The following is a 25157-nucleotide window of genomic DNA, read 5'->3' as shown; positions in this document are numbered from 1 at the left end:
CTAATATCACCTTTTTATAAATTCTAAAGTGTCGAAAAAACTAAAAGGAAATCTGATTAAATAGATCTAAAGCTTGATCGTAACTTATCCCAACTGTTTGTTCGAAAAATGATTGTCTTGTCCCAGCGGAAGTTGGAGATAATGAAAATAAACTATCGTTTATATTTTTATTTATTGCAACATTAATTACTTCATAATTGGCAGGTGGTACATATGGAATTCTGAATGAATAAGCTTTGGCTTTTTGAGGGAACCATACTCCCGGTGCAATTTCTTTGGCTTCCTCTATTTCATATTTGGCGAATAGTTTATCTTCACTGAAAATAATAGTTTCTATAGGTAGATATCCTTTGTTTAAATTAAACGTAATTTCTGCCGATGCTTTCGGTAAGATATGCATTTCAGGTATATCTGTAATTTTAAGACGGGAGACCCATTCGCCTTTTATTTGCTCTGTACTTACAATTGTTTTAGTCCGCGCTTGATTGATAATTTCTTTGATAGGCGTGTTTTTCCAGATGCGCAAAAAGAAGTGTTCTATCTGATTTATTTCGAGATTAATATCAAATATAGGAGAGAAAATCGTACTACAACTATAATATGGACCTTGACAATTAAAAGTTGTACCATTATTAAAAATAGATATATGGTGGAATGGTCCGACCAATCTCCCATCATTTCCTCTAGAAATTTCAAACCATTCTTTTAAAAATTTACCATCTTTCCTTACCCAAAGTATCAATTGTTTATTGGCACTTGGCGGTGTGAAAGGCAGACTTACATTCTTATTTGGTTCACCGAGTGTAACCGAATATAAAACGGTTATATCTTTTACAAATGAATCGTTATTTTCAACGCCTTCAATTATATCTTTTGGAATAAGATTCAAAGATTGCCCTTGAGCTATACTGAAAAAAAGAATACCCCAAAACAATAAAAATAATAAGGGTATTATTCTAAATCTTAAATTTGCTATTTTACTATAAAATATTTTCATATTTACCTCCCGTACCAAATTTGTTATTCGATTTATGGATTTGGATAATGATAACGTATCCATTCGTAGCCATTCCAATACCATTCATCACATTCGCTATATAAATTTGTGCAATTTCTATAACCATACGGATCCCCAATATTTTCGCATACACCGGTCTGGAGGTTGATTCTACCTCTGTAGCCTATTCCACAATTATATAATACACTGCCTGCTTCACCACAAGTCCACCTCGCAGAAGGATGAAAAATACAATTATATCCACCGTTAGGTGGTTCCTCAGGTTGACGTGCACCTGTACAAAGTGTGCAATTAGCTCCCTCCGGATCAGGCTGAGGATATGGATGATCGGTTGGCGGGGTTGGACCAGGACATCGTCGACGAGTGCATCGAGCATATCCACCAAATCCAATTACTTTTTTCATCTCATTTGTCGTAAGTATAGTTGATGATGGATTTGACTTAATCTCAGAATGGCTAGTTAATGCCTTCAAATCGCTAATACTTAAGATTTCTCTATCTGTTTTGTTATTGAATTCTCGCGAGAAAAAAAAGAGTATTAATAGAAAAAATAAACTAAATGCTAATAATAATATTATTATATAATAGTTTCTTTTATTCATAGGATTTTACCTCTTTTCAATAAACCCAAATTTTGCATTAGGAAGAGGTATAGGCAGGGTTGCCCTGCCCTCGAGCATATATCAGAACCACACTTTCGGGCGAGAAAACCTCGTCACTACTGGCAGAATTCGTAACAGTACAAAGTGCATTTCTATTGCAACGCAATAGAAATATTGTTCTACAACACCAAGAGATTCAATTGGCTATGCAAAATAATTATTCCACCAGCATTCTCTAGTGCAAAATCCGGGATAAATATTTTATTATCCTTTTTATTGATTTATTTTTTCTAACCGGTTTGTTGAGATTTTTTCAAATATAAAATCTGATTTTTTAATTCTACTATGATATTTTTAAATTCTGTGTTATTTTGGTAAATAGGATTATCTATGTATTTTTTAGTCATTTCTTCCACCAAATTATTTACTTGTTCCATTGCTCCAACGTTTCTATATAAAGTAAGTAACTTGACCTCACAAACTATTATATATGGATTATTTTTTTGCTGAAGAATAACCTTTTCGAGGATTCTAATAGCTTCCAAATGCCTTTCCAGATTCTGGAAAAATGGAACAAATGTCTCAAGAACCAAACCAAAATTAGTTAATGAAGACGCTTGGGTAAGTTCTTGAGAAATAAAATTGATAATACAATCTTCGGAGAGAGTTCTTTGTAACCAATACGTTTCATAATACATTTTATTGGCAATTGATGGAATATCACTTTCCGCAACTGTTTTATCGTTACAATAGTCTTTTACTTTTTTACATTCTTGGCGGGCTTGAACAAGAATAGCATCACGAGTTGTAATGTCTGATATTGGCGTAGAGACATCTTCACCTTTAGCAATTTCAATTAATAACCCCGCTTTTTGTAATTGCGCATGCGCCTTTGCCAGCGAAGTAGCGGTTGAATCGTTTATTATTTTATTAAATTCAGTAATAGCTTCGGATCGTTTACCTTTTTCAATTTTACGCCATGCTGAAATATAAACCGAATTATAATCTTGGATTGCTAAACTGACACCTCTACTTGTCCGTTCATTTAATCCAGCGATTCGCTGTTCAGCTTCTTTTGCTTCAGTAGAATTAGGATATAAATCAATAATCTTCTGGTAAGTTGCAATCTGGTCTTCGAGAGAATATGTTGCTGGATTCCGGACCATAATGTTCGCAATACGCAATAACGCATCCTTGCAGTAGGGCGACTTCGGATTCGCTTCTATGAACTTTTCAAATGAAACAATTGCTAAATTATCCTGGTTTAGTTTGCTATAAGAATAACCTAACAAACGATATGTGTTGGCAAATGTCTTTATAAGATAAGGATAACTCGTAAGAAACTGGACAAAAACAGCCGTCGCTTGGTTATAATTCTTTAAATGATACTGACATTTTCCAACATAATACATAGCTTCCGGCACATCAGCGCTTGCTGGGTTTTGGCTGATAAATGCTTGAAATTGCTCTAATGCTTGTTGATATTGTATTGCATCGAGAGAAGCTTTTGCCTGAATGAATAAGGTAGTGTCGGTTTCTCCCGCTAAAACTATCGATACGAGAACATACGTTGCTATTATTACTATTGACAGAAGAAGATAATGATTTTTCTGACACATACCCAAACCTCCTTTTCCCTTGAACGAGACCGGAAAGTTGATAATTTTTCTAGGAGTATTTTAATTCTTCTAAGAATCTTCTGTCAAGAATAAAAATAGCGCAGAATGCGAAATAAATAGCGCAAAATGCGAAGAAAAGATGATTACCGCGATTTATGAACAACCGATTATACAGATTATGAAATCAAGATTACGGTGATAAAAACATCCGATTACAGCGATGGAAATCAAAGATTACGGCGATAATATTAACCCAGATAAATTAGATGCCTGAATATAGCCATTGGTCACATTCATTACATTTCGGGCAATTGCAAATGACTTTTAGATGATTCGGTCTATTGAGCAGATATTTAATATGATGAATCTGCCGAATATTTCGTTTTGGATGAAGTATCTTCATAAACTCGCGAGCAAAGGTTGATTGATTATTAAATCCGCTATTTTGATAAACGTCTTTAATGCGCAACCTCGGATTATTCTGTTTTAACCATAGCGCGGTTTTAATCCGCATTCGGATTAAGCAATATTTCGGAGTTACCCCAAGAATATCGTGGAATATTTGTTCTAATCTTCGTTCGGTTATCGATAATGCGATTGCGCAGGTTTCTATGGTGCAAGTAGGGTTAGTGTAATTAGTTCTGAAATAATCGAGAGCAGATTCAAGTACGAATTGGGCTGCTAGAGAAATTGACGGAAGTTGCTGTCCCTGCCGGACGAAGCCTTGGCGAAGTCTGGTCATCTGGCGGTCTTCCTTTCTTTTCGGCAACGGTTGACCGCAACAAGGGCAATGTTCTCTCTCTCTCTCTCTGTAAATGCTGTGGATTTAGATTCATTTGGTTCATCTCCTTTTGGGAGGAACTATTCAAGAATTATATCCACTTGTCTTTTAAAATGTTTTATCATCTATACCACAAACTAAAGGTCTGCGCAACTTTCATGGGTATCGACGCTCGAGGATCCTGAGCATCGGGACTGTCAGGCGATATATAAATTACAGGCTGACAGCCTGCGGTACTATCGAGATAGCCCAAAGGAATTTATTTATGGTAAACTAGTTTGAAAAATAGATTACAGCGATAATAAAATAACGATTACAAAGATTAGATAAATCTTAATTTTGACAGATTGTCAAAATTTATAGATAAAGTAACACTTTTCCATCGTATGTTGAATTTTTGACCATTGGACAATAATTCAACATAATACTGATATTTTTATAGTTATCACTATCATGAAGCCTAAAGCTATCTTATTACTTTCCGGCGGGTTGGATAGTTCGTTAGCCTTGCACTTAATGGCGAAACAAGGAATCGAACTAACCGTACTGCATTTCACGACTATTTTCTGTACTTGCGATAAAAAAGGAGCGGGATGCGGAGCGAACGCATATACCACCTGTCAGCAGCTGGGTTTACCGTTAAAAATCATTGATATGACCGCAGAGTATATTCCGATTATCCGAAATCCGAAACATGGCTATGGTTCGGGAATGAATCCTTGCGTAGATTGCCGAATCCTGATGTTCTCGAAAGCAAAAACGATTATGGAAGAACTCGGCGCCTCGTTTATTATTACTGGAGAAGTCCTTGCGCAACGGCCGATGTCGCAGATGCGGCATACGCTCGAACTAATCGAACGAGAAAGCGGATTGCAGGGAAAAATCTTGCGTCCGCTATCCGCGCAGCATTTCCCGCCAACCGATGCGGAAAAACAAGGATTGGTTGACCGAAATCAGTTACTTGCATTCTCCGGTCGAACCCGGAAACCGCAAATCGAGTTAGCCGCTCAACTTGGGTTAACTGAATTTCCCTGCGCTGCGGGTGGATGTCTATTAACTGATAAGAGTTTCGCTGCCCGGTTAAGGGATTTATTTAACCATAATATCGATAACCTGAATGATATCAAACTCTTAAAATACGGCCGGCATTTTCGGTTATCTCCGTCAATAAAACTTATTGTTGGTAGAAATCAGACGGATAATGAACAAATCCAGCGATTGACTCTTCCGACAGATGAGGTTTTTGAAGTTTTAGGCACCGGTAGTCCGTTCTCGGTTTTACGGTTCTATAACGATATCACTGAGAATCGCAACGGTACTATCGAATTAGCGGCATCAATTTGCGCTCGATATAGTGATTTAAAGAACGAACCGACCGTGAAAGTATCATATCGGAAAGGAGCATCTGAAGCGGATAATTGGGTAGAAATATCTGTTAAACCGATGGCCGATTCGAAGATAAATTCATATAGAATCTAATTTAACCCCAAATGGTGCATGAGGACTAAATGATGATTGATGCTCTAAAGTCCGATTCTATTGATGAATCTTATTCGTATTTCCCTTATTGAAAGCTAGGGGCAGGTTCGTCAGTTCAGGTGAGTACATAGCCCCGAGTTTAAACTCGAGAGCAATGGTGTATACAAAATCCTTGGGGTTTAACCCTGAATCTCCGATTCCGCAAGGATAAACATACGCAACGGATATCTCCTACCAACGGTATAAAGCTAGGATTAATCTATTTCAAACGCACAGGCGGTTAGGTGTAGTTCAATCGAAACTATCAACACCCAGTGAATTATTCGTAGCGGAGTGCTTCGATTGGATTCAGTCGAGCAGCAGTTCGTGCGGGATAAAACCCGAAAAAAATGCCGATCCCGGCTGCAAAACCGATAGAGATGAGAATAGAAATAGGAGAAATAACCGTAGGTAACTGAGCATATCGTGATATAAGCATTCCTCCGGTAACACCTAAGATAATGCCAATGAATCCGCCTAACGCACTTAATACAATCGCTTCAATCAAAAATTGTAGTAGAATATCTCGATTTTTCGCACCAACCGCCATGCGAATCCCAATTTCCCGAGTCCGTTCGCGAACGGAAACCAGCATAATATTCATTATTCCAATTCCGCCAACGATTAGAGAAATTGAAGCTACGCTCCCGAGAAGAATAGTTAATGTCGTTGAAGTTGATGTTGCCATAGCGGTAATATCAGCTTGACTCCCTATTGAAAAATCATCATCTGCACCCGGTTTAATGCGGTGTCGTTGCCGAAGTAATACTGCTATTTCCGCTTGAGCATCTTTCATTTGATTCTGCGATATAGCGGAAACAAAAGCTAACGAAATATACGACTGATTTAAAATCCGTTTCATTAATGTTGTATATGGCATTAAAATAACATCGTCTTGACTCCGCCCCATTCCTGATTTACCCCGAGCTACAAGAACACCAATTACCCGGAACGGTATCTTCTGAATTCGAATTGTTTTCCCTATTGGCAACTCGTTTCCAAATAAACTGGATGCGACATCGTAACCGAGTAAACAGACTTTACTAGCTGATTTTACATCATTATCCGTAAATACATTGCCAGCACTAAGCTGCCAGTCGCGTATAGATAAAAATGAAGGAGATACCCCATTTAACGTCGTATTCCAGTTTTGATTTTTATATACAACTTGCGCTGCAGCATTTACCATTGGAGAAGCATATAATACTGACGGGCATTCGCGGATAATCGCATCTACATCCGACGGGACTAAGGTTTGAACGCTGCCGAACCCCATCCGCATCCCGCCGGATTTCATACTTCCGGGTAAAACGACAATCATATTCGTCCCCATACTGGCGATTTGGGTTTCAATAGATTGTTTCGCTCCTTGTCCAACACCAACCATAATTATCACCGCAGCGACCCCGATAATTATCCCTAACATAGTCAATGCTGTTCGCGTGCGATTTCGGCCGAGAGCATGATATGCGATTGAAATCGTTATTCCTATTTTCATATTAATTATAAGTATAATCTGCGTATTATTGTATTGTTAAATCCGAACAACGTACTTTTTTACCGATACGGATATCATAACCCTAACCATAGCTTTTTACCTGTTACTGACCGGTAACTCCATTTCGTCATCGGTCGATGCCGGCATCTGTTCAAGAACGGTTACTGCATCAAGATGCTCATCTACCGGTTTATCATATTTAATTTTACCGTCTTTAAAATAAACAACCCGTTGGGCATACTGGGCAATATCACGTTCATGGGTAACAATAACGATGGTGATATGATTTTGACTATTCAACTTTTGGAATATTCCCATAATTTCAATACTTGTCCGAGAATCAAGATTACCGGTTGGTTCATCAGCTAGAATAATCGATGGAGAATTAACTAAGGCGCGCGCAATAGCTACTCGTTGCTGTTGTCCGCCGGAAAGTTGGTTCGGATAATGATAGGCGCGCTCGTGTAATCCGACAATTTCCAAAGCATGCATCGCCCGGTCATATCGTTCTTTGTTAGTAGTACCATTATATAGCAATGGGAGTTCGACATTTTCTAACGCGGTGGTACGCGATAATAAATTAAACTGCTGAAATACAAACCCAATTCGTTTATTTCTAATTTCAGCTAATGCATTCCGAGTTAACTGGGAAACATCGGTGCCATCAAGTCGGTACTTTCCGGTTGTCGGTTGGTCTAAACAACCAAGAATATTCATGAACGTTGATTTTCCTGAACCGGAAGGGCCCATGATGGCAACAAATTCACCGGTATCGATTTGAACATTAATTCCACGAAGCGCATGTACCTGCACTTCACCTAGTTGATATATTTTGGTTAAACGGTCTACTTCAATTAGATGCGGCATAACGGTCAAATTATTGATACGAATTTCGAATATCGAAATTCGAAATAACAAGATAAAACATTTATCAATCCCACCTCATGTTCCCGGATGGTAATAGTATTAGTTATGGCGGCGGTGGTCCTCCTCCAAAGAGACTACGCGATGGGGTTGTACCGGTTGATTTCTGGGTTGCATATCCGACAATAACCTTGTCTCCTTCTTTCAATTGTCCTCCTTCAACTGCCGTATTAGTACCGTCAGATACTCCAACCTTAACGACTACTTCTTTCGGCTGATTCTTTTCATCAAGGATATACACTCTACCAGTTTTAGAATCACTATTAAATACCGGTTTCGTTGAGCTAGAAGTAGCGAGTTTGAATTGTAACGCTGCATTAGGTACACGTAGTACATTTTTCGATTCTGCTACAACAAATGAAATACTTGCGGTCATCCCCGGTTTAAGTTCTAAGTCTGGATTAGCTACATCTATTATTCCTTGATAGGTGACAACGTTCGATTCTATAATCGGTTCAAAGCGGATTTGACTAACCGTTCCTTCAAACTTCTTGTCCGGATAAGAATCAACGGTAAAAATTGCTTTCTGTCCCTCTTTAACTCTGCCGACATCCGCTTCATCGATACTAGCTACTACTTGCATTTTGGTTAAATCTTCTGCGATCTGAAACAAAGTCGGCGCGGATAGACTTGCAGCAACCGTCTGCCCAACTTCAACATTTTTGGAAATAACCGTGCCGTTAACCGGAGCAGTAATGCGAGTAAAATCCAAGTTCAATTCTGATTGTTCTACCGCTGCCTTTGCCTTACTGACATCAGCGTTAGCAGAATCAATTTTAGCTTTTGCCGCATGAACTTCAGATTCTGCTGCTGTCACCTGGGCTTCAATAGAAGCTATTTGCGCTAAGGCGGCATGGAAATTTGCTTGTGCAGTTTCGAAACTGGTTTGTGCTGTTTCTAAATCACTCTGTGAAATTAAATCGTCCGCACGCAGTTTTTTATATCGTTCATAATTTCGCGTTTCATTATCAAGGGTAGCTTTTGCTTTCTGTGCATTCGCTTTAGCGCTGGTTAACGAAGCGTATAAATTCGCCACAGTAGCTTTCGCCGTTTCCCAAGCAGCAACAGCACTTTTTTCCGCAGCTTGTGCAGAAGTTAAACTCGCTTTATTTTGCGCGAGTTGGGTTTGAAATGTTCGCGGGTCAATCTGTGCGATAAGTTGACCTTTTTTAACCTTAGAATTATAATCAACATATATCGCTTGAATAGTTCCTGAAACTTGGCTTCCAACATCAACTTGAATGGTAGCTTGTAATTTTCCGGTTGCGGTAACCAGTTCAGCAACATCTCCCCGGTCAACCGTAACGGTTCTAAATGATGGGGTCGTCTGTTTACTGAATAATGAATGATAACCAATATACCCGAGTAGAATAAATATGATTATTCCAATAATCCAAGCATAGTATTTTTTGTTCATTCTCTCATACTCCTCACTTTGTTTACCTCGAATTCTAGGGATTATTTTTGTCCGATAGATTTTTGTAGCTGCGCATACGATCTCTGCGCCGCATAAATCGCTTGCGCCAGACTAACTCGCGCATCTCGATACGCAACCTGTGCATCGGTTAAATCGAGAATAGAACCTAAACCATTTTCATATCTACTGGTAGCAAGACGGAGCGACTCTTTAGCTTGGTCAACCAGTTTTTGTGCCGCATTGATTTTTTCCTGCTCGCTTTTCGTATTTAAATAATTCGTGGTTACTTCTAGCTGGATATCCTGTATCATTTTCTGCTCTTGCGCAGTCAATTGACGAAGAGCAGATTTAGCTTCTGCGATCTTCCCTTCTTTCTTAGAGCCGTCATATAACGAAAAGTTCAGCCCAAGTGTAGCAGTCCACGATTCAGTTAACGGAAACTCGTTTCCCGATAGGTTATAACTTCCGGAAGCTGAAATCGTCGGTAAATGACCGCGTTCAGCAATCAAGAGACTCGCTTGGAGTTGTTTTCGCTGATGGATTAGACTTTGAACATCAGGTCGGTTTTGTAGCGCTTGCGTAATGAACGTTGATAATGCAGTCGTTATCGGGGAAAATAGCGTTTCTATTAATTCGATGGGTTCGTCCGTATTCGGTTCTACTCCCATGGCATTAAATAATGTACTAATAGCAATTTTTTGATTATTAAGTGCAGTAACTAGAGTTAATTCTGCATTTGCAACCGCAACTTCTGCTTTCATTACATCCAGTTTTGTTCCTTTTCCAACGGTGTAAGATTTTTCAGCTAATTTTAAATGCAATTTCGCATTATCCAACGATTCCTTGGCAATAGCTACCAGTTCTTGTGTCTCTAACACTGAATAATAAGCAGTTTTCACATTAAGAAATATAGATAATTCAGTATCAAGGTAGTTGATTAGTTTTAAATTAATATTCTCATTTGCCTGACGTATCAATGCCGGAGTAACCCCGAAATCATAGATAAGTTGAGCAACTGATGCAGAACCGGCATATGCATCATCAGAACTAGTTTCAGCTACTTCTTTTCGATTATATTGAGCGGTAACATTGACCTGTGGATAGTAAGCGGAGATAGTTTGTTTTTGTTGAGCAGTGGCTATGGTAATTGCTTCTTTAGCGCTAATTAAGGATGGATGTTTCTTTTGAGCTATTTCCAAACAATCGGATAAGGATAGTTTTGTTCCTTCTCCACTTGAATAAAATCCGGCTGAGAAAATCATGAGTATAACAAAGAGAACATGTCGTTTCACTGAATGAACTCCTTAGACTTATAACTCTATATTGGTATAGGTATATCGAATTTGTTTTTTTAACGAAATTATCTATTTTGACGAATCTATTTTTATAATTGTTCCCTAACTCAGACTAGATTTATAACTGAAAATGTTCCTTTACCTGCGATCCGGGCTTATTTGGTAGCGGAATTAGCCTTATTTTACCGGAACCAAAGACAGGAATATTTCGTCTAACATTAAATAAGGGAAAGAAAGCGGCATTGAAAACCTCCAAGGAACGAGAATTAATTCAACGATGTCAGGCGGGCGACGAATCCGCGTATACTGAGTTCTATCAGAAATATTCTAGTCAGGTATATACCTTATCCTGCCGACTATTAAGAGATAAAGAGTGGGCTAACGACGCGGTCCAGGAAATATTTATTAAAGCGTTTCGTGGGCTAAAGAATTTTCAAGTTCAGTCGAAAATATCTACCTGGCTATATCGGATAACCATAAATCAATGCCGGGATATGCTGCGACAACGCAGGCATCGTCCGGTGATATATACCTTACAAGATCATGAGTCTCCGGAAAACGAATTCGTCCTCGAACGGATTCCGGACACAAAACCAAATCCTGAACAGGAACATACAACGAGGGAATTACGTCAAAAGATTATAGAGGCGATTAACCGATTACCGGAGGAGTTCGCTGAAACGTTTTATCTTAACGAAATTGAAGAGTTAAGTTACGCAGAAATCGGACAAATTCTTGGCGTTCGGATTGGAACGGTTAAATCCCGAATATTTCGCGCACGCGAATTACTCCAGCAGGAATTATCCGAGATTTATAATGAAATAAAGACATAGGATTAAACTTACATTATGAAACATCAATATTGGTTGAAAAATCTATCCGCATATGTAGATAATGAACTATCCGAAACTAAACGTCGGAAGATTGAACGACATCTATCGGAATGCGCGCTATGTCGCGATAAACTTACTGCATGGCAGAAAATCCATAAGGTATATACTGAAGAATCAGAATTAACTCCGGAACCTGAACTCTGGCAAACCATCTCTCACAGATTACGCACTGAACAGTTTCAACCACTCCATGTTTGGGAAGATGAACGAATTCTCAAATGGTTACCGAACCCACTTCCGGCATTAGCTACGGTAGTCGTAGTGATATTTTTCGTTTTCATTGCCCAGTCATATCTAACTCCTGGGGAAAAGACTGATATTTCTCTTGATAGTTATCTAACCAAAGATACTGAATTATCTGCGAGCAGTGGGTTAGAAATCCTTATTCCATCTTCCGAGACGAAAACGGAAGGAGCAAGCTAAATGGCAAATCCTAAACTTAAATGGATTGTATTTATCATAGCAGTGTTTTTAATTGGAGATGTTTTAGGGTTCCTTAGCGGACAAGTATATCAGCGCTATGAAATGGAACAGCGTCGTCGTGGACGAGGTGGACCACCACCTAGACCGCAAAATTTTATAACTGATTTGAAACAGCAGCTAAACTTAACTCCAGAACAAGTGAATAAAATTGAAAATATTCTCGAAGCGAATCGGAAACGGATTGAACAAGAATTAGCTCCGTTCCGGGAGAAGGCAAATTCTATTCGGAAGGAGGTGGAAACCCAAATCGAGTCGGTCTTAACCCCGGAACAGAAGGTTAAATATAAACAGTTTCGAGATAAAATGGAGATGGAGCGGAAGAAATTCGAGATGGAACGGCGGCAACGATTAGGAAATGATACCACCAGACGGTTTTTGCCACCGCCATCCCGAGATTTTTTGCCCCCACCTCCACGGTAAAATTCAATACCAGACGGTAGGGACGAGGTGCAAGGTTATGAGATAACTTATGTACTTCGGATTTCCGCTACCTTGTAATAAGGAGAACGTTATGAAATGTAATAGAACCATAAAAGTTTTAACCAGTGTTTTAGTCGTCAGTCTATTCATTGGGGTTGTGCTGGTTATGGCGCAAGAGCCGCCACCACCACCGAGCGAAACTCAGCGTCCCGGACCGGGCGGATTTGACCCTGCGCAATTTCAAGCGAGAATGATTGAACGGTCAACCACAAATGTTAAACTAACCGCAGACGAAGCGAAAGTGATTATGCCGAAAATCGAAGCGCTAATCAGTTATCGGTTTAGCTCGATGCAGGAATTACAACCATTACGGCAGGATCTCCGCGATCTATTGGAATCGGGTAAAGCATCGGATAAAGCGATTAAACAAGCTTTAGATAGGCTCAAAGCGAAAGCTGCTGAAATCAAAAAGAAAACTGAAGAGCTAGAAACAAATTTAAAATCAGTATTAACTATCCAGCAAGAAGCGCAGTTAACCCTCAATGGCGTTATTACTCAGGGTTTAGGTATGGGTGGTATGGGATTCGGTGGCGCTCGAGGTGGTTTTGGTGGTCGTGGTAATCGAGACAGCGGCGGCGGGCGAACTCGCAATAACTAAGGAAAACTGAGATATCGAAGACTTCAAACCAACCAAAACTACAGGATAGGTGTTTTTTTACCACAAGGTACCAAATACTGCAGTAACAAAGGTTAACCGGGGGCGAAGTCTTCGATGTCATGGTTAGTGAATACTCCTGATAAATCGGAAAGAAACCTCAACTGAAGACGGGTAGAAGCAAAGCGGAATGAACGAATTAAGAGATATTTGTTTCCTCTTAGCTTACGACTAAAATTGAACTAACCATTCGGTAGAAATTTGTTCCGTCGAATAGCTATAGCTGGGTCAAAATACCGTATATATTAACATATGCTAGAACAAACGTTGCTCGAAAAAAAATTAATCACCCAGGAACAGTTGTCCATCGCACAAAATGCTGCGAAGTCTTCAGGAGAACATATTAGTCAAGCGTTACTCCGACTTGGACTGATTTCTGAATCAACGTTATTACGTGCGGTAGCAGAATTTTTAGGATTAGAATATGTAGATTTAAGTCAAATAAGTATTGACCAGAATACTATCAATTCCGTGCCGGCAAAAATTGCCATGCGGAAAAAGCTGCTTCCTATAAAACGAACTAATGGCACCCTCGTTATAGCGACTTCTGATCCACTTAATCTGAAAGCAGTAGATGAACTCCGCGTTCTCTTAGATTGCGATGTCCAGCCTGTTGTAGGTAATTCGAATGAAATCGACCGGTTATTAAAGAAATACTATGGTATTGGTGCGGAAAGTATGGACCAACTGCTGCAAGAAAGCGGGCAGAATCTTGAAGTATTACCGGGCGCTGGAGAGGAAAACGGAGAATCGTTGGAAATGGTTGAAGATGCATCGTTGGTACAATTTGTTAACCAGATTATTTTAGAAGCTGTTCGCGACCGAGCAAGTGATATCCATATCGAACCGTTTGAAGATGAACTTCGCGTTCGCTATCGAATAGATGGGATACTGCATTCTGCGGTAACGCCGCCGAAAATAAAGTTATTTCAGCATGCGATTATCTCGCGCATCAAGATTATGGCAGAACTTAATATTGCCGAAAAACGGTTGCCACAAGACGGTAGAATTAAATTACGGGCTGGCGATAAAGAAATTGATGTTCGCGTTTCGATAATTCCGGGAATTCACGGTGAAAGTGTTGTTCTGCGTTTGTTAGACCGGAGTGCGATTTTTCTCGGTTTGGAAGATTTGGGCATGGATGAACAGTCCTATGCCGGATTCCGGAAGTTAATTGACCGGCCGCATGGAATAATTCTTGTTACTGGTCCGACCGGCAGTGGAAAATCAACCACGCTATATGCGGCATTAGCGGAAATCAATTCAGATGATAAAAAAATTATTACGATTGAAGATCCGGTTGAATATCAATTAAAAGGGATACTTCAAATTCCAACAAAACCGAAAATAGGGTTTGATTTCGCACAAGGGCTTCGTTCAATACTTCGACACGATCCGGATATTATTATGGTTGGAGAAATTCGCGACCGGGATACGGCAGATATCGCAATTCGGTCAGCGTTAACCGGTCATCTCGTATTTAGCACCTTACATACCAACGATGCGGCGAGTTCAATAACCCGCTTGATTGATATGGGAATTGAACCGTATTTAGTCGCTTCGTCAGTAGAAGGAATTATGGCGCAACGGTTAGTCCGCCGTATTTGTGAGCATTGTAAAGAAGAACAGATTGTTGACCGAAAAGATATTGAAGAATATTTTGCCCAATACCAGACCAACCGGGTATATCGCGGGAAAGGGTGTGAATTTTGCAAAAAAACCGGGTATCGCGGGCGAATGGGGATATTTGAGTTATTATTGGTAGATGATGATATTCGAGATATGATTGTACACCATGCGACGGCGGGCCAAATCAAACGGCAGGCATTAACTAAAAATATGAAAACGTTACGAGATGACGGTTGGCAAAAAGTTTGTGCGGGATTAACTACTATTGAAGAGGTACTCCGTGTAACTAAAGAAGAATAAACTGCGATACAACGAAATCCCAAAATCCTAATATCAAACAAATATACTCTAGCGAAGTGTATTGCGGAGTACGATGTTCGATATTCTGATGTAGGTTGAATTGTTATGGCGAACTTTCTATACCGAGCAAAAAATCGAACTGGACAAATTGTTACCGGAGTGTTGGTTGGAGATAGTCGAGCCGCGGTTATCGAACGGCTATCGGGAATGGGATTAACTCCGCTGGAGTTAACCACTCAGGAAGCTATTGATCAACGGAGTTCGAAGTATTTATTGAGAAAACGAGTTCGAAAAGCAGATGTATCCAGGTTTATGAAACAACTAGCGGATTTGTTGAATGCTGGTGTGCCTTTAACCAAATCACTCACTACGTTAACTAACCAGCAATCGAACCCATATTGGAAAACGATCATCCAGCAGATTAAAAATTCTGTTGTTGCTGGGAGTAGTTTAGCGAATGCATTAGCGGAATATCCAAAAATTTTTTCTGAATTGCAGGTTAATCTGGTTAAAGCCGGAGAAATTTCAGGTAGTTTAGAATCGGTATTAAGTCGGATAGCAGAATTTTTAGAAAAAGAACAGAACTTAATCGCTCGGGTTAAAGCAGCATTAGCGTATCCAATATTATTATTCATTGTTGGCACGGCGTCCGTAGCGTTTTTATTAACGTTTTTTATTCCCAAATTTGCCGTTTTATTTGCTGATTTAGGGCAAAGTTTACCGATTCCAACGCTCATCTTGTTGTCAATCAGCGGCTGGCTACGGTCATGGTGGATTCTGCTCCTATTGGTTATCAGTGGAAGTATTATATTATTTCGTCGTTGGGTGAAAACAAAATCCGGTAAATATCGATTTGATGAATTTAAGTTGGTTCTGCCGATCGTTAGAGATATAGTGGTTAAAATCGCGGTTTCTAGATTCTGTCGGACACTTGGTACCTTACTGCGAAGTGGAATACCGTTATTAACCGCATTACAATCAGTTAAAGACGCTACCGGAAACGAAATTATTGCGCGGGAAATTGGTGAAGTCGCAGGCAGTATTCGCGAAGGCCAATCGCTAGCTGAACCGTTGCGGTTAAGCAGAATATTTCCGCCTTCTGTAGTAGAAATGATTGCGGTCGGAGAAGAAGCCGGCAATCTCGAAGAGGTGTTGATAAGAATTGCAGAATCGTATGATACTGAAGTCGATAATACCGTTCGAGTTTTAGTTTCATTACTCGAACCAGTTATGATAATTTGTATGGCATGTATTATAGGATTTATTGTTATTTCGATGTTACTACCGATTTTTTCATTGAATAGTATGATTAAATAGAGAGCAACTACGAACGAGATATTATCTCGTTCGTAGTTGCTCCCATTCGAAAACCTAAAGGAGAAGGTATGAATCAAAAAGGATTTACCCTCATCGAGATTATGGTGGTGGTGATTATTCTAGCAGTGTTAGCTGCGCTGGTTATCCCACGGTTTGGTGGCCGAACCGAACAAGCGCGTATCGCAGCTGCTAGGACGCAGATCGATTCGCTATTCAGCACGGCACTAGATATGTATGAAGCGGATAACGGAACCTATCCTTCTACGGAACAAGGATTGCAAGCATTGCGAGTTCAACCAACGACTGAGCCAGTGCCTAAAAATTGGAAGGGACCGTATCTAAAAAAGGATGTTCCGCTTGACCCCTGGGGGAATGCGTATGTCTATGTTTTTCCTGGAACCCATAATGTTAATGGATACGATTTATATTCATTTGGTCCGGATGGACAGGATGGGACTTCCGATGATATTACGAATTGGGCAACGACGGAAACGAAATAAATACGGTAATTTCTCCGGACACAATGCAACGGTAGAACAGCGCCATCTGATTCGACAAAACACTAGGGGCATTGCATGGCCATCGCTTCAAGGTTTTACCTTAATTGAACTTGCGGTGGTTTTGGTGGTTATCGGTGTAATTGCAATTTTTACGGTCCCGTATTTTGGTGGGTTCACGAATCGGACGCGATTAGATAGTGCATGTCGAGATTGGGTTGCGTATGCGAATTATGCACGGTCGCAGGCGGTTATGCAAGGAGTAAATTATCGATTAACTTGCGATTTAGACCAGCAAAGGTATTGGCTAACATATGAAAATGTATCGACCGGAATTGCCGGGCAATATACATCTTCTGGAGATAGGTGGGGACAACCGGTTTCGCTTGATTCAACGGTGCGGTTCGTTTCGATTCAACTCGACCAAAATCAACCGCAAGAATCAGGGGTTGTTACTATTTCGTTTACCCCGCGCGGCACTTCAAACGATGTGATGGTTATATTCAGCACCCGTGATAATGAACAACGGCAAATAACAATATCCGGAATTACCGGATTAGCAACCATCCAAGCTACAGATACCGCGATATGAAAAAGTCAATAGCTGGAATTCGCCCAGATTTCGTTAAAATTTCGTTGGGTAAAAATCCGAAATCTGAATTCGGGTTTACCCTATTAGAAGTGGTCATAGCGCTGGTAATAGTTGTTGTCGGATTGGTATTGATATCTCAGGCATTTTCAATTGGATTACGAGCGGTTCGTGTCTCGGATAAAGCTACGATAGCCCGATTTTTAGCGGAACAAAAAATAACAGAAATAGAATTGCAATCTTTTTTGGCTTTACAATCCGGAACTGGTGATTTCGGACCAGATTATCCGGATTTCACTTGGCAAATGAACGTGGCTACAACTCAACTCGATAATTTACTACAAATTAACCTAACGATTTCTTGGATTGAAGATAATACGACACGAACATTAACGATAACAAAACTTATTGCCGACCGTGGTGAAATATCATCATGAAATTTCGGATTAATTCGAAAGGATTCACGTTAATCGAGTTGCTGCTAGCGATTACGATAGCGGTGATTGTAGGGAGCGCAATTTATGGCACCCTTGCTGCAGGTTTGAAATCGAAACAAAAAGGAATGGTTATTGCAGAAAAAAATCAGAGAGCGCGGGTGATTCTTGATACCATCCGTAATGACTTATTAACCGCGAGCGTTTCGAGCACAACACCAAGCTGGCAATTTACCGCAACTACCTATTCAGATGGAAGTATTTATCAAGATAGTATCCAATTTATCAGCACCAATCAACCCATTGATTGGACGGTATCGGGCATTTCCGATGAAGCGATCATCAAGTATGCGATTGATACTGTTCCGAATACGAATACAGTCGGGTTATTGCGCATCGTTAATCGGCATATTACAGACCCTGAATCAACCGATATAAATTATCAGTTAATTTCAACCGAGGTGAAAAGTCTCCGGTTTCAATTTGCCAATGATACCACCTGGGTATCGGAATGGACTGATACCACAATATTACCAAAAGCGGTAATGATAACAATTGCGACACCAGATATTGAAACCCCGCAGATGCTAAACTGGTTTACAACCGCGATACGATTACCAAAAGGATAGCCGATATAAAGAAAGATTGTCCAAAGTATAGCCGAGATTATACAACTGAAAAACGCCACAGATAAATCTGAGGAATTCTTGGCAAAAGCTGGCTCGAAGTCAAGGAGAACTTTTGAATACTACCGAACAGGATACGTATGGCGCGCGGAATAATCTTAATTGTCGTGTTATGGATTATGGTCATTTTAACGGTCGTAGCGATGTCGTTTAGTCGTTCGATGGTGGTCGAATATCGAATTGCTGCGAATGGAATTGATAAACTCAAAACGTTCGAAATAGCCAAATCCGGAATTGAACGAGCGATTGCCGAAGTAGCGCTAGATTCGACTGCAATCGGAACTTTAACCAGCCGATGGCGTGTGAATTCCGATGGATTTCAGAACATCGTGGTAGGAGAAGGAACCTATACACTTTTTTTCCCGGACATTACCTCCCCTGAAGCTAAGCAAGGGTTTGGGTTAACCGATGAAAATTCGAAATTGAACATCAATTCAGCGCCGAAAGAAATGCTATTACGGTTACCACAAGCGGATGAAATCATTGCAGATTCGATTATTGATTGGCGATCAGCAACCGCAAAAGCGTCTCCTTATGGTGCAAAAGATGAATATTATACGCAATTGAATCCGCCGTATAAGTGTAAGAATGGACCGTTCGATACCCTTGAAGAGTTGTTGCTGGTTAAAGGGATAACACCACAAATCCTTTTTGGTGAAGATGCGAATTTGAACGGACTATTAGATGCGAACGAAAATGATGGCGATACGAATTTTCCACCGGATAATGCCGATGGGAAACTCGATCGCGGATGGTATCCCTATATAACCATATATTCGTATGATATGAATGTAGCGCTGGATGGAACGCAACGGATTAATATCAATCAAGCTTCCGGGTCACAGTTACGGCAATTGACCCAATATGGATTATCGAATGCCGATATTGCGAATATTATCAGTTACCGGAGAAGAAACGGGTTTCGTAGTCTCGGTGACCTGTTAAATGTTACCGGAATTAATAACCAGAAGTTCGGTGCGATTGTAGATTATATAACGGTAGTAGAACGCGAGAAATTACCTGGATTAATTAATATCAATACTGCATCGAAAGAAACGTTACAATTTCTACCCGGAATAACCGCTGAGATTGCGGAAAAAATCATTGAACGACGGAATGGAACCAGTGGTGCGTTTAAGAATCTCGGTGAGTTGGCGGAAACCATTGGGAAAACATCGTTTCAGCAGATAAGTGATTATGTTACTGTTCGGTCGTCACAATTTACGGTTCAATCGCTAGGCCGATTAACGAATAAATCCGGGTATACGAGGTTAATTGCAGTAATAGACCGAGCTGTGGTTCCTATTAGAATTCTCTATTATCGGGATATTTCTGATTTAGGACCGGGAATATAATGAGTTGAATTTGATGCACTGAACAACGGCAGGAAACACAGGATACAATTGTCAATGTTGTTTAGATTTTCTGTTCAGTGGATATGCTATTCTTTCGTTGATTGGTAAATATTATGTTTAACCAGAAAAAACAATTTCGACGTCTAGTTGGTGTAGATATCAGTCGCCATGAATTAACCTTGGTTGAAGTTAGATATGAACATGACCAGCCGGTAATTGAGAAACATTTGATTGTTCCGATACCTCCAACGCTAAACCGGACTGAACCGGAATCGTTTGGGAAATGGCTAGCAGCACTCTGGAAAAAAGAACAAATTAAAACGCGAATGGTTCGCTTCACCTTACCCCGAGCTGACGTTTTAACCACGGAATTCACGCTTCCTCTTGGTAGCGAGTTGGAAACCACCAAAATGCTCGAGCTGCAATTAGAACGAGAACTTCCGGCATCACTTGATTCGGTTGCTTCTGATTATTTTATTCTTCAGAAAACGGAACCCGGCGAACAGAAAATCATGGTTATCACTGCAAAACAAACCGATATTGCGTTTTATCGGAACGTATGCAAGGTTGCCGGATTAAAACTCAATCGGATTGAATTGAGTTCATTATCATTAAATCGGGCTATCCAATATGAACAACCACGACCTGATTTGTGGTTAGTGGTCAATATTGGTTCTACAGAAACGGAAATAATGGTCATCGAAAATAAACGGGTTATTTATACTAGAAGTGCATCTTTTGGATTCAAAGCCTTATTAGAATCTATGCCTGATTTAGGACAGCGGTTTCAGACGGAATCGGATGAACGAAAAACGGTACATCCCCTGACCCTAATTGATTATACGAATCCGGAAGCGATAAACTGGGTTAATCAGTTGATATTTGAATTAAGACGTAACTTGGAATCATACGCACTAGCCTGGGGGAAACCGAGTCCGAAACAAGTTCTATTTTGTGGAGCAGGAAATTATTTGCCACAGGTAGCACAAGCAGTAACCGAACAATTACATTGTACGGTTCATTGTCTTACGATATCACGAGGAACCAATGGTCTGTTGGAAAAACAACAAAGTGCAATCACAGCGTTTGGTAGTATCCTTCCAGAAGGGGTTACCGACCAATATTGTGATTTAAACCAACCGCGATTGTTTGCCGTTGAACCGTTCCATGTACCGGTTTACATTCGCCAGGTAGCGATAGGTTTTGGACTAGCTGCAATAATTATTGTTATCCTATTAGGATTGCTCTTGCATAAGCAAAAACAACTGGTTCGATTGCAATCCGAATATGCGGTATATCGGCCTCTTATTATCCAATCGGAGCAAAGTAATATTAATCTCTCAACGATTAAAACGTGGAAGCAGGAAGCAGCGAGCGTTCTTGAAATATTGCACAGCATATCTGTCAATTGGTCGGATGACGCTTATCTGCAGGTTATGACCTATGACCGCACGAAAGATATTACCTTATCCGGATTAGCAAGCTCGACGCAAGCGGTATCGAACTTGTTAAAACGACTCAATGAATCCAACCGATTTGCCAGTATTAGATTATTGTATTGCCGGATTTCAAAACGAAACCCAACGTATCCGATAGAATTCGGGTTATCGTTGAAATATATCAAAACGGAAGAACGAAAGAAGTAAGATAAGGAACTGAACCCACTATGCTAACTTTATCATCTCGTGAAAAGAAAATGGTGTTGGTGATGGTTTTGTTTATTTCTATTGTCTTAATGTATCGCTATTTCGTCATACCTTATATTGAACGATGGAACTTAATTACCAGTCAAATTCGAACTTTAGAAACCCGGATTAACCAAGCTAAACAGTTGAAATCGAATCCCGGATTAATGGTATATGCGCAAGGAACAATCTTGAATCAGACTGATGCTACTGCTTATTTTTTAGAGAACCTGGAATCCTGGGCAAGTGACGCTGGGGTTATCATGACTTCAGTCAGACCGGGTGCTATTCAGAATCGGGGCGTTCATTCAGAGTTGAACTATGAAGTTGAAATTACCGGCGATCTCGAAACCGTTTGTCGGTTTATTGCACAAATAGAACAGCCGAGCGCAATCGCGCGAATTAATAGAATCCGGATTGCTAAACCTAAAGACCTTTTGAAAGAAATTACTGCGAATATTACCGTAGCTACATTAAGTCGTGCGGAATCAGCTCCGAAACAAAAATCAACGACAACGAGTGGTAATAATGAATTATAAAAAATATTCTCTGATTATACTGTTAGGATATACACTATTCTATTTCGGGTGCGCAAACAAGTCGACATCGGCAACAGCATCGGATGCGAACAAACATTTGTCTCGCTCGACACCAAGTGGAACGAGTGTGATTCCAGCAGAAGTAAAAACCGAACCAGACCTCATGGCCGAGATAATTGAATCCGATATTTTCACACCGCCAGATATGCGCAGAAGTATCCAACCGGCGATTCCAATTATCGAACGGGTTATCGAACCGGAGAAATTAACCATAACCGGTATCGTTTACGATGGAACACAATATCTAGTTTTAGTTGAAAATTTGAACTCCGGTGATGCCAATTATCTGAAAGTAAACGACCAACTCCTTGATTATTCAATTACCACGATTGATTTCGATAAAGTGGTTCTGGAAAAGAAAAATCAGACTAAAACTTATTATATCGGAGACCAAATTCCTATTCCCGGAACCGGTACTATACGCACTGAAGTCCCAGAAAAAGGAGATACATCAGATATAGAGAATCAAACTATTACACCTACTACTGAAACCGTATCTTCCGGTGCTGTAACTATGCCTTTACCGCCAGGCGATAGTCTAGAAGAACGGTTACGTAAACGGCGGCTACAACAAGAGGAGGAATTAAAATGAAACGAATATTACACAAAACGAATCCCTGCGCGCGGACATTGAATTTTAACCTACGCGTTGCCTTTCGTCGTGGGGTAAAAAATTGTATCTGCATTTCATTATTAACTTTATGTGCAGCCGGTATATTCGCGGCAGAGCCTGAGGTGAATACTCAATCTGCACCGCCAGTAGTCGTTGAATCTAAAATGAACCCGACATCCGAAAACACCCTGGCGCTAGAATCAACGTATAGCCAATTTTCTTCAGAAGCAGAGTCGCCTAAACTTGAGTCTTCGAACCTTGACACTTCGACCAGTAATAAAATGAGCGGAGTTCCAGACCGAGAATCTGAAATGGTGAAAAAGGTTTCGTTTCGGTTTACACGCGCAAGTCTGGAACAGGTTTTGCGCTATATCAGTAATATTACCGGATGCACTGTGGTTAAAGATGCCGAAGTTTCCGGCGATATAACAATTTTAAGCGAAAAGGATATTTCGGTTGAAGATGCATTATCTGCATTAAATTCAGCACTGGCAGTAAAAGGATACACTTCGATTCGGGTAAATAACGTTTTAAAAATTGTTCCTATCGATGCCGCGAAACAAGCGGAAGTAAAAGTTCGAGTTGGCTCAGACCCAAATACTATCGAACCGAGTGATGAGTTTATCACTCAGGTTATCCCGTTATCCTATGCTGATGCCGCAGAATTAAAACGCGATTTAGCAAATCTGATGCCGAAACGAGGCGATTTATCAGCAAATGCACGTAGCAATACGTTAATTGTCACCGACATCGCTTCGAATGTTCGGCGATTTGCCGAAATTATCAAACAACTTGATGCTCCCCAAACGAGTGTAACCCAGATTCGGGTTTTCCCATTGGTTAATGCGGATGCGCAGGCACTCGCTACCATACTCAATGATTTGTTTAAATCGGATACACTTACGACAACAACCGGTACTGGCGCACTAGGTGGTGGTCCCGGTCAATTTTTCCGACAGTTTATGGGCGGACCACCGGGCGCACCGGGAACGTCTGCTGGGCAAACAGGAACAGCTGGAGCCAGCCAACCAACCGCAGCAGAAGCGGCAATGGCGCGAGCGCGGGTAACCGTAAAAATAGCGGTTGATACCCGGACGAATTCTTTAGTAGTTTCAGCGCCTGCAGCGGATATGGCGGTAATTGAAGGTTTGATTGCTAAGCTCGACCAAGACGAAACTGAACCGGAAGGAACGCTTGTCATCCACTTGCAACATGGTGATGCCGCAACGTTAGCTACAATGTTAACTAATTTGTTACAAGCGAGTGGAACCCAGGCGCAAACATCCGGGACTGGTGGTACCAATTTGAGAAATATAACAACTACTCGCGTTACACAAACCGCAGCGGTGGCTAAAGGAGATACATTGCTCGGTCAGGTGCGAATTGCTGCGGATAAAGATACTAATTCGTTGATTTTTATTACTTCTCCACGAAATTTTGCTCGATTGCGCGAATTAGTTTCTTCACTCGATTTTGCTCGACCGCAAGTTTTGATTGAAGTATTGATAGCTGAAAAAACACTGAATGACCAGACGCAACTTGGTGCTGAATGGACGATATTTCCATCCGGCGAAATACTTGGTGAGTGGGTGAGTAGCGTGGCATCAACGTCGTTCAACCTTGGTTCAATTACCCAAGGATTAACCTATTCCATAACAAATAAAAATATTCAAGGGATTATTAAAGCGTTGAAAAAAGATAGTAAATTGAATATTTTATCTACACCACGAATTTTAACCAGTGATAATGCTGCGGCAACAATAAAAGTCGGGGAACAAGTACCGTTTTTAACCAGCCGACAGGTAACCGATACCGGCTCAATCTATTATAGCTATCAATACCGTGATGTCGGGATAACGCTGACCGTTACTCCGCATATTAATCCAGATGGATTTGTTACCATGACCATCCATCCGATTATATCCAAAATTGAAGAAACCACTTATTTCGATGCGCCTGTGATTGCAAATCGCGAAGCGAGTACTGAAGTTATGGTGAAAACCGGTGAAACGGTAATCATCGGCGGGTTAATGAAAGATGATTGGACTGAAACCGTGCATAAGATACCAATTCTAGGCAGCTTGCCGATACTCGGTCATTTATTTAAAAGCACTAATAACATAAAAGAGAAAACTGAACTCTTGGTGTTTCTAACCCCGCATGTGGTTCGCACCGCCGATGAACTGAATTCTCTATCAGCGAAGGATATTTCGAAACTGAATTCAGAAAAGATGAAAAACATTAAGTAAATGTAACGCTTGTTATCTCCC

At 40.4% G+C, this 25157-nt stretch carries 24 protein-coding genes; 16 read left to right on the top strand and 8 right to left on the bottom strand.

The window, feature by feature from the left end; genetic code table 11:
* Positions 1-40: 40 nt before the first annotated feature.
* The 4 genes from N3A72_00345 to N3A72_00330 all read right to left on the bottom strand — a co-directional run bounded on the left by N3A72_00345 (position 41) and on the right by N3A72_00330 (position 3981).
* Positions 41-997, bottom strand: a complete 957-nt coding sequence (locus N3A72_00345; GenBank protein ID MCX7918061.1) for a hypothetical protein — start codon at positions 995-997, stop codon at positions 41-43.
* Between the two features lie 32 nt (positions 998-1029).
* Positions 1030-1620 carry a hypothetical protein gene (locus tag N3A72_00340; GenBank protein MCX7918060.1) on the bottom strand — a complete coding sequence of 197 codons (591 nt, stop codon included), beginning with the start codon at positions 1618-1620 and terminating at the stop codon, positions 1030-1032.
* A gap of 290 nt (positions 1621-1910) precedes the next feature.
* Positions 1911-3239 carry a tetratricopeptide repeat protein gene (locus N3A72_00335; GenBank protein MCX7918059.1) on the bottom strand — a complete coding sequence of 443 codons (1329 nt, stop codon included), beginning with the start codon at positions 3237-3239 and terminating at the stop codon, positions 1911-1913.
* A gap of 262 nt (positions 3240-3501) precedes the next feature.
* Positions 3502-3981 (bottom strand): helix-turn-helix domain-containing protein, encoded by a 480-nt coding sequence (locus N3A72_00330; protein ID MCX7918058.1) that lies wholly within the window; start codon positions 3979-3981, stop codon positions 3502-3504.
* 492 nt (positions 3982-4473) lie between these two features.
* On the opposite strand from N3A72_00330, the gene N3A72_00325 reads away from it, so the two are divergent.
* Entirely contained in the window at positions 4474-5499 is a 1026-nt protein-coding gene (locus N3A72_00325; GenBank protein MCX7918057.1) for a hypothetical protein, read from the top strand.
* A gap of 319 nt (positions 5500-5818) precedes the next feature.
* On the opposite strand, the gene N3A72_00320 is transcribed toward N3A72_00325, so the two are convergent.
* The 4 genes from N3A72_00320 to N3A72_00305 form a co-directional block, all read right to left on the bottom strand.
* The gene (locus N3A72_00320; GenBank protein ID MCX7918056.1) at positions 5819-7036 is read right to left on the bottom strand and encodes an ABC transporter permease; all 1218 of its coding nucleotides are present in this window, start codon (positions 7034-7036) and stop codon (positions 5819-5821) included.
* A gap of 96 nt (positions 7037-7132) precedes the next feature.
* Complete coding sequence (locus N3A72_00315) at positions 7133-7903, bottom strand: ABC transporter ATP-binding protein (GenBank protein MCX7918055.1); 771 nt, start codon at positions 7901-7903, stop codon at positions 7133-7135.
* Between the two features lie 103 nt (positions 7904-8006).
* Complete coding sequence (locus N3A72_00310; protein MCX7918054.1) at positions 8007-9377, bottom strand: efflux RND transporter periplasmic adaptor subunit; 1371 nt, start codon at positions 9375-9377, stop codon at positions 8007-8009.
* 41 nt (positions 9378-9418) lie between these two features.
* Positions 9419-10669, bottom strand: coding sequence for a TolC family protein (locus tag N3A72_00305; protein ID MCX7918053.1), 1251 nt, complete (start codon positions 10667-10669; stop codon positions 9419-9421).
* A gap of 245 nt (positions 10670-10914) precedes the next feature.
* Here N3A72_00305 and N3A72_00300 point away from each other — a divergent pair, with 245 nt between their 5' ends.
* The 15 genes from N3A72_00300 to gspD all read left to right on the top strand — a co-directional run bounded on the left by N3A72_00300 (position 10915) and on the right by gspD (position 25136).
* Positions 10915-11505 (top strand): sigma-70 family RNA polymerase sigma factor, encoded by a 591-nt coding sequence (locus N3A72_00300; protein ID MCX7918052.1) that lies wholly within the window; start codon positions 10915-10917, stop codon positions 11503-11505.
* Positions 11506-11520: 15 nt separating this feature from the next.
* Positions 11521-11988, top strand: coding sequence for a zf-HC2 domain-containing protein (locus N3A72_00295; GenBank protein MCX7918051.1), 468 nt, complete (start codon positions 11521-11523; stop codon positions 11986-11988).
* Positions 11989-12468, top strand: a complete 480-nt coding sequence (locus tag N3A72_00290; GenBank protein ID MCX7918050.1) for a hypothetical protein — start codon at positions 11989-11991, stop codon at positions 12466-12468.
* Between the two features lie 91 nt (positions 12469-12559).
* Positions 12560-13126, top strand: coding sequence for a hypothetical protein (locus tag N3A72_00285; protein ID MCX7918049.1), 567 nt, complete (start codon positions 12560-12562; stop codon positions 13124-13126).
* A 309-nt stretch (positions 13127-13435) separates the two neighbouring features.
* A complete protein-coding gene (gene gspE / locus N3A72_00280; GenBank protein ID MCX7918048.1) occupies positions 13436-15112 on the top strand; it encodes a type II secretion system ATPase GspE in 1677 nt (558 codons plus the stop codon).
* Positions 15113-15217: 105 nt separating this feature from the next.
* The gene (locus tag N3A72_00275) at positions 15218-16429 is read left to right on the top strand and encodes a type II secretion system F family protein (protein ID MCX7918047.1); all 1212 of its coding nucleotides are present in this window, start codon (positions 15218-15220) and stop codon (positions 16427-16429) included.
* Between the two features lie 68 nt (positions 16430-16497).
* Complete coding sequence (gene gspG / locus N3A72_00270) at positions 16498-16929, top strand: type II secretion system major pseudopilin GspG (GenBank protein MCX7918046.1); 432 nt, start codon at positions 16498-16500, stop codon at positions 16927-16929.
* The gene (locus tag N3A72_00265; GenBank protein MCX7918045.1) at positions 16892-17518 is read left to right on the top strand and encodes a GspH/FimT family pseudopilin; all 627 of its coding nucleotides are present in this window, start codon (positions 16892-16894) and stop codon (positions 17516-17518) included. Before gspG ends, N3A72_00265 begins: the two co-directional genes overlap by 38 nt.
* On the top strand, positions 17515-17952 hold the full coding sequence (locus N3A72_00260) for a prepilin-type N-terminal cleavage/methylation domain-containing protein (GenBank protein ID MCX7918044.1): 438 nt from the start codon (positions 17515-17517) through the stop codon (positions 17950-17952). The genes N3A72_00265 and N3A72_00260 overlap by 4 nt, the downstream gene beginning before the upstream one ends.
* Complete coding sequence (locus tag N3A72_00255) at positions 17949-18578, top strand: prepilin-type N-terminal cleavage/methylation domain-containing protein (protein ID MCX7918043.1); 630 nt, start codon at positions 17949-17951, stop codon at positions 18576-18578. The genes N3A72_00260 and N3A72_00255 overlap by 4 nt, the downstream gene beginning before the upstream one ends.
* A gap of 137 nt (positions 18579-18715) precedes the next feature.
* The gene (locus N3A72_00250) at positions 18716-19990 is read left to right on the top strand and encodes a helix-hairpin-helix domain-containing protein (protein MCX7918042.1); all 1275 of its coding nucleotides are present in this window, start codon (positions 18716-18718) and stop codon (positions 19988-19990) included.
* Positions 19991-20103: 113 nt separating this feature from the next.
* Positions 20104-21636, top strand: a complete 1533-nt coding sequence (pilM, locus tag N3A72_00245) for a pilus assembly protein PilM (GenBank protein ID MCX7918041.1) — start codon at positions 20104-20106, stop codon at positions 21634-21636.
* Between the two features lie 20 nt (positions 21637-21656).
* Entirely contained in the window at positions 21657-22214 is a 558-nt protein-coding gene (pilO, locus tag N3A72_00240) for a type 4a pilus biogenesis protein PilO (protein ID MCX7918040.1), read from the top strand.
* Positions 22204-22866 (top strand): hypothetical protein, encoded by a 663-nt coding sequence (locus tag N3A72_00235; GenBank protein MCX7918039.1) that lies wholly within the window; start codon positions 22204-22206, stop codon positions 22864-22866. Before pilO ends, N3A72_00235 begins: the two co-directional genes overlap by 11 nt.
* Positions 22863-25136 (top strand): type II secretion system secretin GspD, encoded by a 2274-nt coding sequence (gspD, locus tag N3A72_00230; protein MCX7918038.1) that lies wholly within the window; start codon positions 22863-22865, stop codon positions 25134-25136. The genes N3A72_00235 and gspD overlap by 4 nt, the downstream gene beginning before the upstream one ends.
* The last annotated feature ends 21 nt before the right edge of the window (positions 25137-25157 follow it).

This window comes from bacterium, from assembly GCA_026416715.1.
In the GTDB taxonomy this organism is placed as follows: domain Bacteria; phylum UBP4; class UBA4092; order JAOAEQ01; family JAOAEQ01; genus JAOAEQ01.
This window is presented reverse-complemented; position numbering and strand designations above follow the sequence as displayed.

Coding starts and splice junctions, on each gene's coding strand:
- N3A72_00265 (MCX7918045.1), top strand. CDS start 16,892: ATGATATTACGAATTGGGCAACGACGGAAACGAAATAAATACGGTAAT.
- N3A72_00315 (MCX7918055.1), bottom strand. CDS start 7,903: ATGCCGCATCTAATTGAAGTAGACCGTTTAACCAAAATATATCAACTA.
- N3A72_00335 (MCX7918059.1), bottom strand. CDS start 3,239: ATGTGTCAGAAAAATCATTATCTTCTTCTGTCAATAGTAATAATAGCA.
- N3A72_00255 (MCX7918043.1), top strand. CDS start 17,949: ATGAAATTTCGGATTAATTCGAAAGGATTCACGTTAATCGAGTTGCTG.
- N3A72_00295 (MCX7918051.1), top strand. CDS start 11,521: ATGAAACATCAATATTGGTTGAAAAATCTATCCGCATATGTAGATAAT.
- gspD (MCX7918038.1), top strand. CDS start 22,863: ATGAAACGAATATTACACAAAACGAATCCCTGCGCGCGGACATTGAAT.
- N3A72_00345 (MCX7918061.1), bottom strand. CDS start 997: ATGAAAATATTTTATAGTAAAATAGCAAATTTAAGATTTAGAATAATA.
- N3A72_00290 (MCX7918050.1), top strand. CDS start 11,989: ATGGCAAATCCTAAACTTAAATGGATTGTATTTATCATAGCAGTGTTT.
- N3A72_00320 (MCX7918056.1), bottom strand. CDS start 7,036: ATGAAAATAGGAATAACGATTTCAATCGCATATCATGCTCTCGGCCGA.
- gspG (MCX7918046.1), top strand. CDS start 16,498: ATGAATCAAAAAGGATTTACCCTCATCGAGATTATGGTGGTGGTGATT.
- N3A72_00310 (MCX7918054.1), bottom strand. CDS start 9,377: ATGAACAAAAAATACTATGCTTGGATTATTGGAATAATCATATTTATT.
- pilM (MCX7918041.1), top strand. CDS start 20,104: ATGTTTAACCAGAAAAAACAATTTCGACGTCTAGTTGGTGTAGATATC.
- gspE (MCX7918048.1), top strand. CDS start 13,436: ATGCTAGAACAAACGTTGCTCGAAAAAAAATTAATCACCCAGGAACAG.
- N3A72_00275 (MCX7918047.1), top strand. CDS start 15,218: ATGGCGAACTTTCTATACCGAGCAAAAAATCGAACTGGACAAATTGTT.
- N3A72_00235 (MCX7918039.1), top strand. CDS start 22,204: ATGAATTATAAAAAATATTCTCTGATTATACTGTTAGGATATACACTA.
- N3A72_00340 (MCX7918060.1), bottom strand. CDS start 1,620: ATGAATAAAAGAAACTATTATATAATAATATTATTATTAGCATTTAGT.
- N3A72_00285 (MCX7918049.1), top strand. CDS start 12,560: ATGAAATGTAATAGAACCATAAAAGTTTTAACCAGTGTTTTAGTCGTC.
- N3A72_00250 (MCX7918042.1), top strand. CDS start 18,716: ATGGCGCGCGGAATAATCTTAATTGTCGTGTTATGGATTATGGTCATT.
- pilO (MCX7918040.1), top strand. CDS start 21,657: ATGCTAACTTTATCATCTCGTGAAAAGAAAATGGTGTTGGTGATGGTT.
- N3A72_00260 (MCX7918044.1), top strand. CDS start 17,515: ATGAAAAAGTCAATAGCTGGAATTCGCCCAGATTTCGTTAAAATTTCG.
- N3A72_00325 (MCX7918057.1), top strand. CDS start 4,474: ATGAAGCCTAAAGCTATCTTATTACTTTCCGGCGGGTTGGATAGTTCG.
- N3A72_00330 (MCX7918058.1), bottom strand. CDS start 3,981: ATGACCAGACTTCGCCAAGGCTTCGTCCGGCAGGGACAGCAACTTCCG.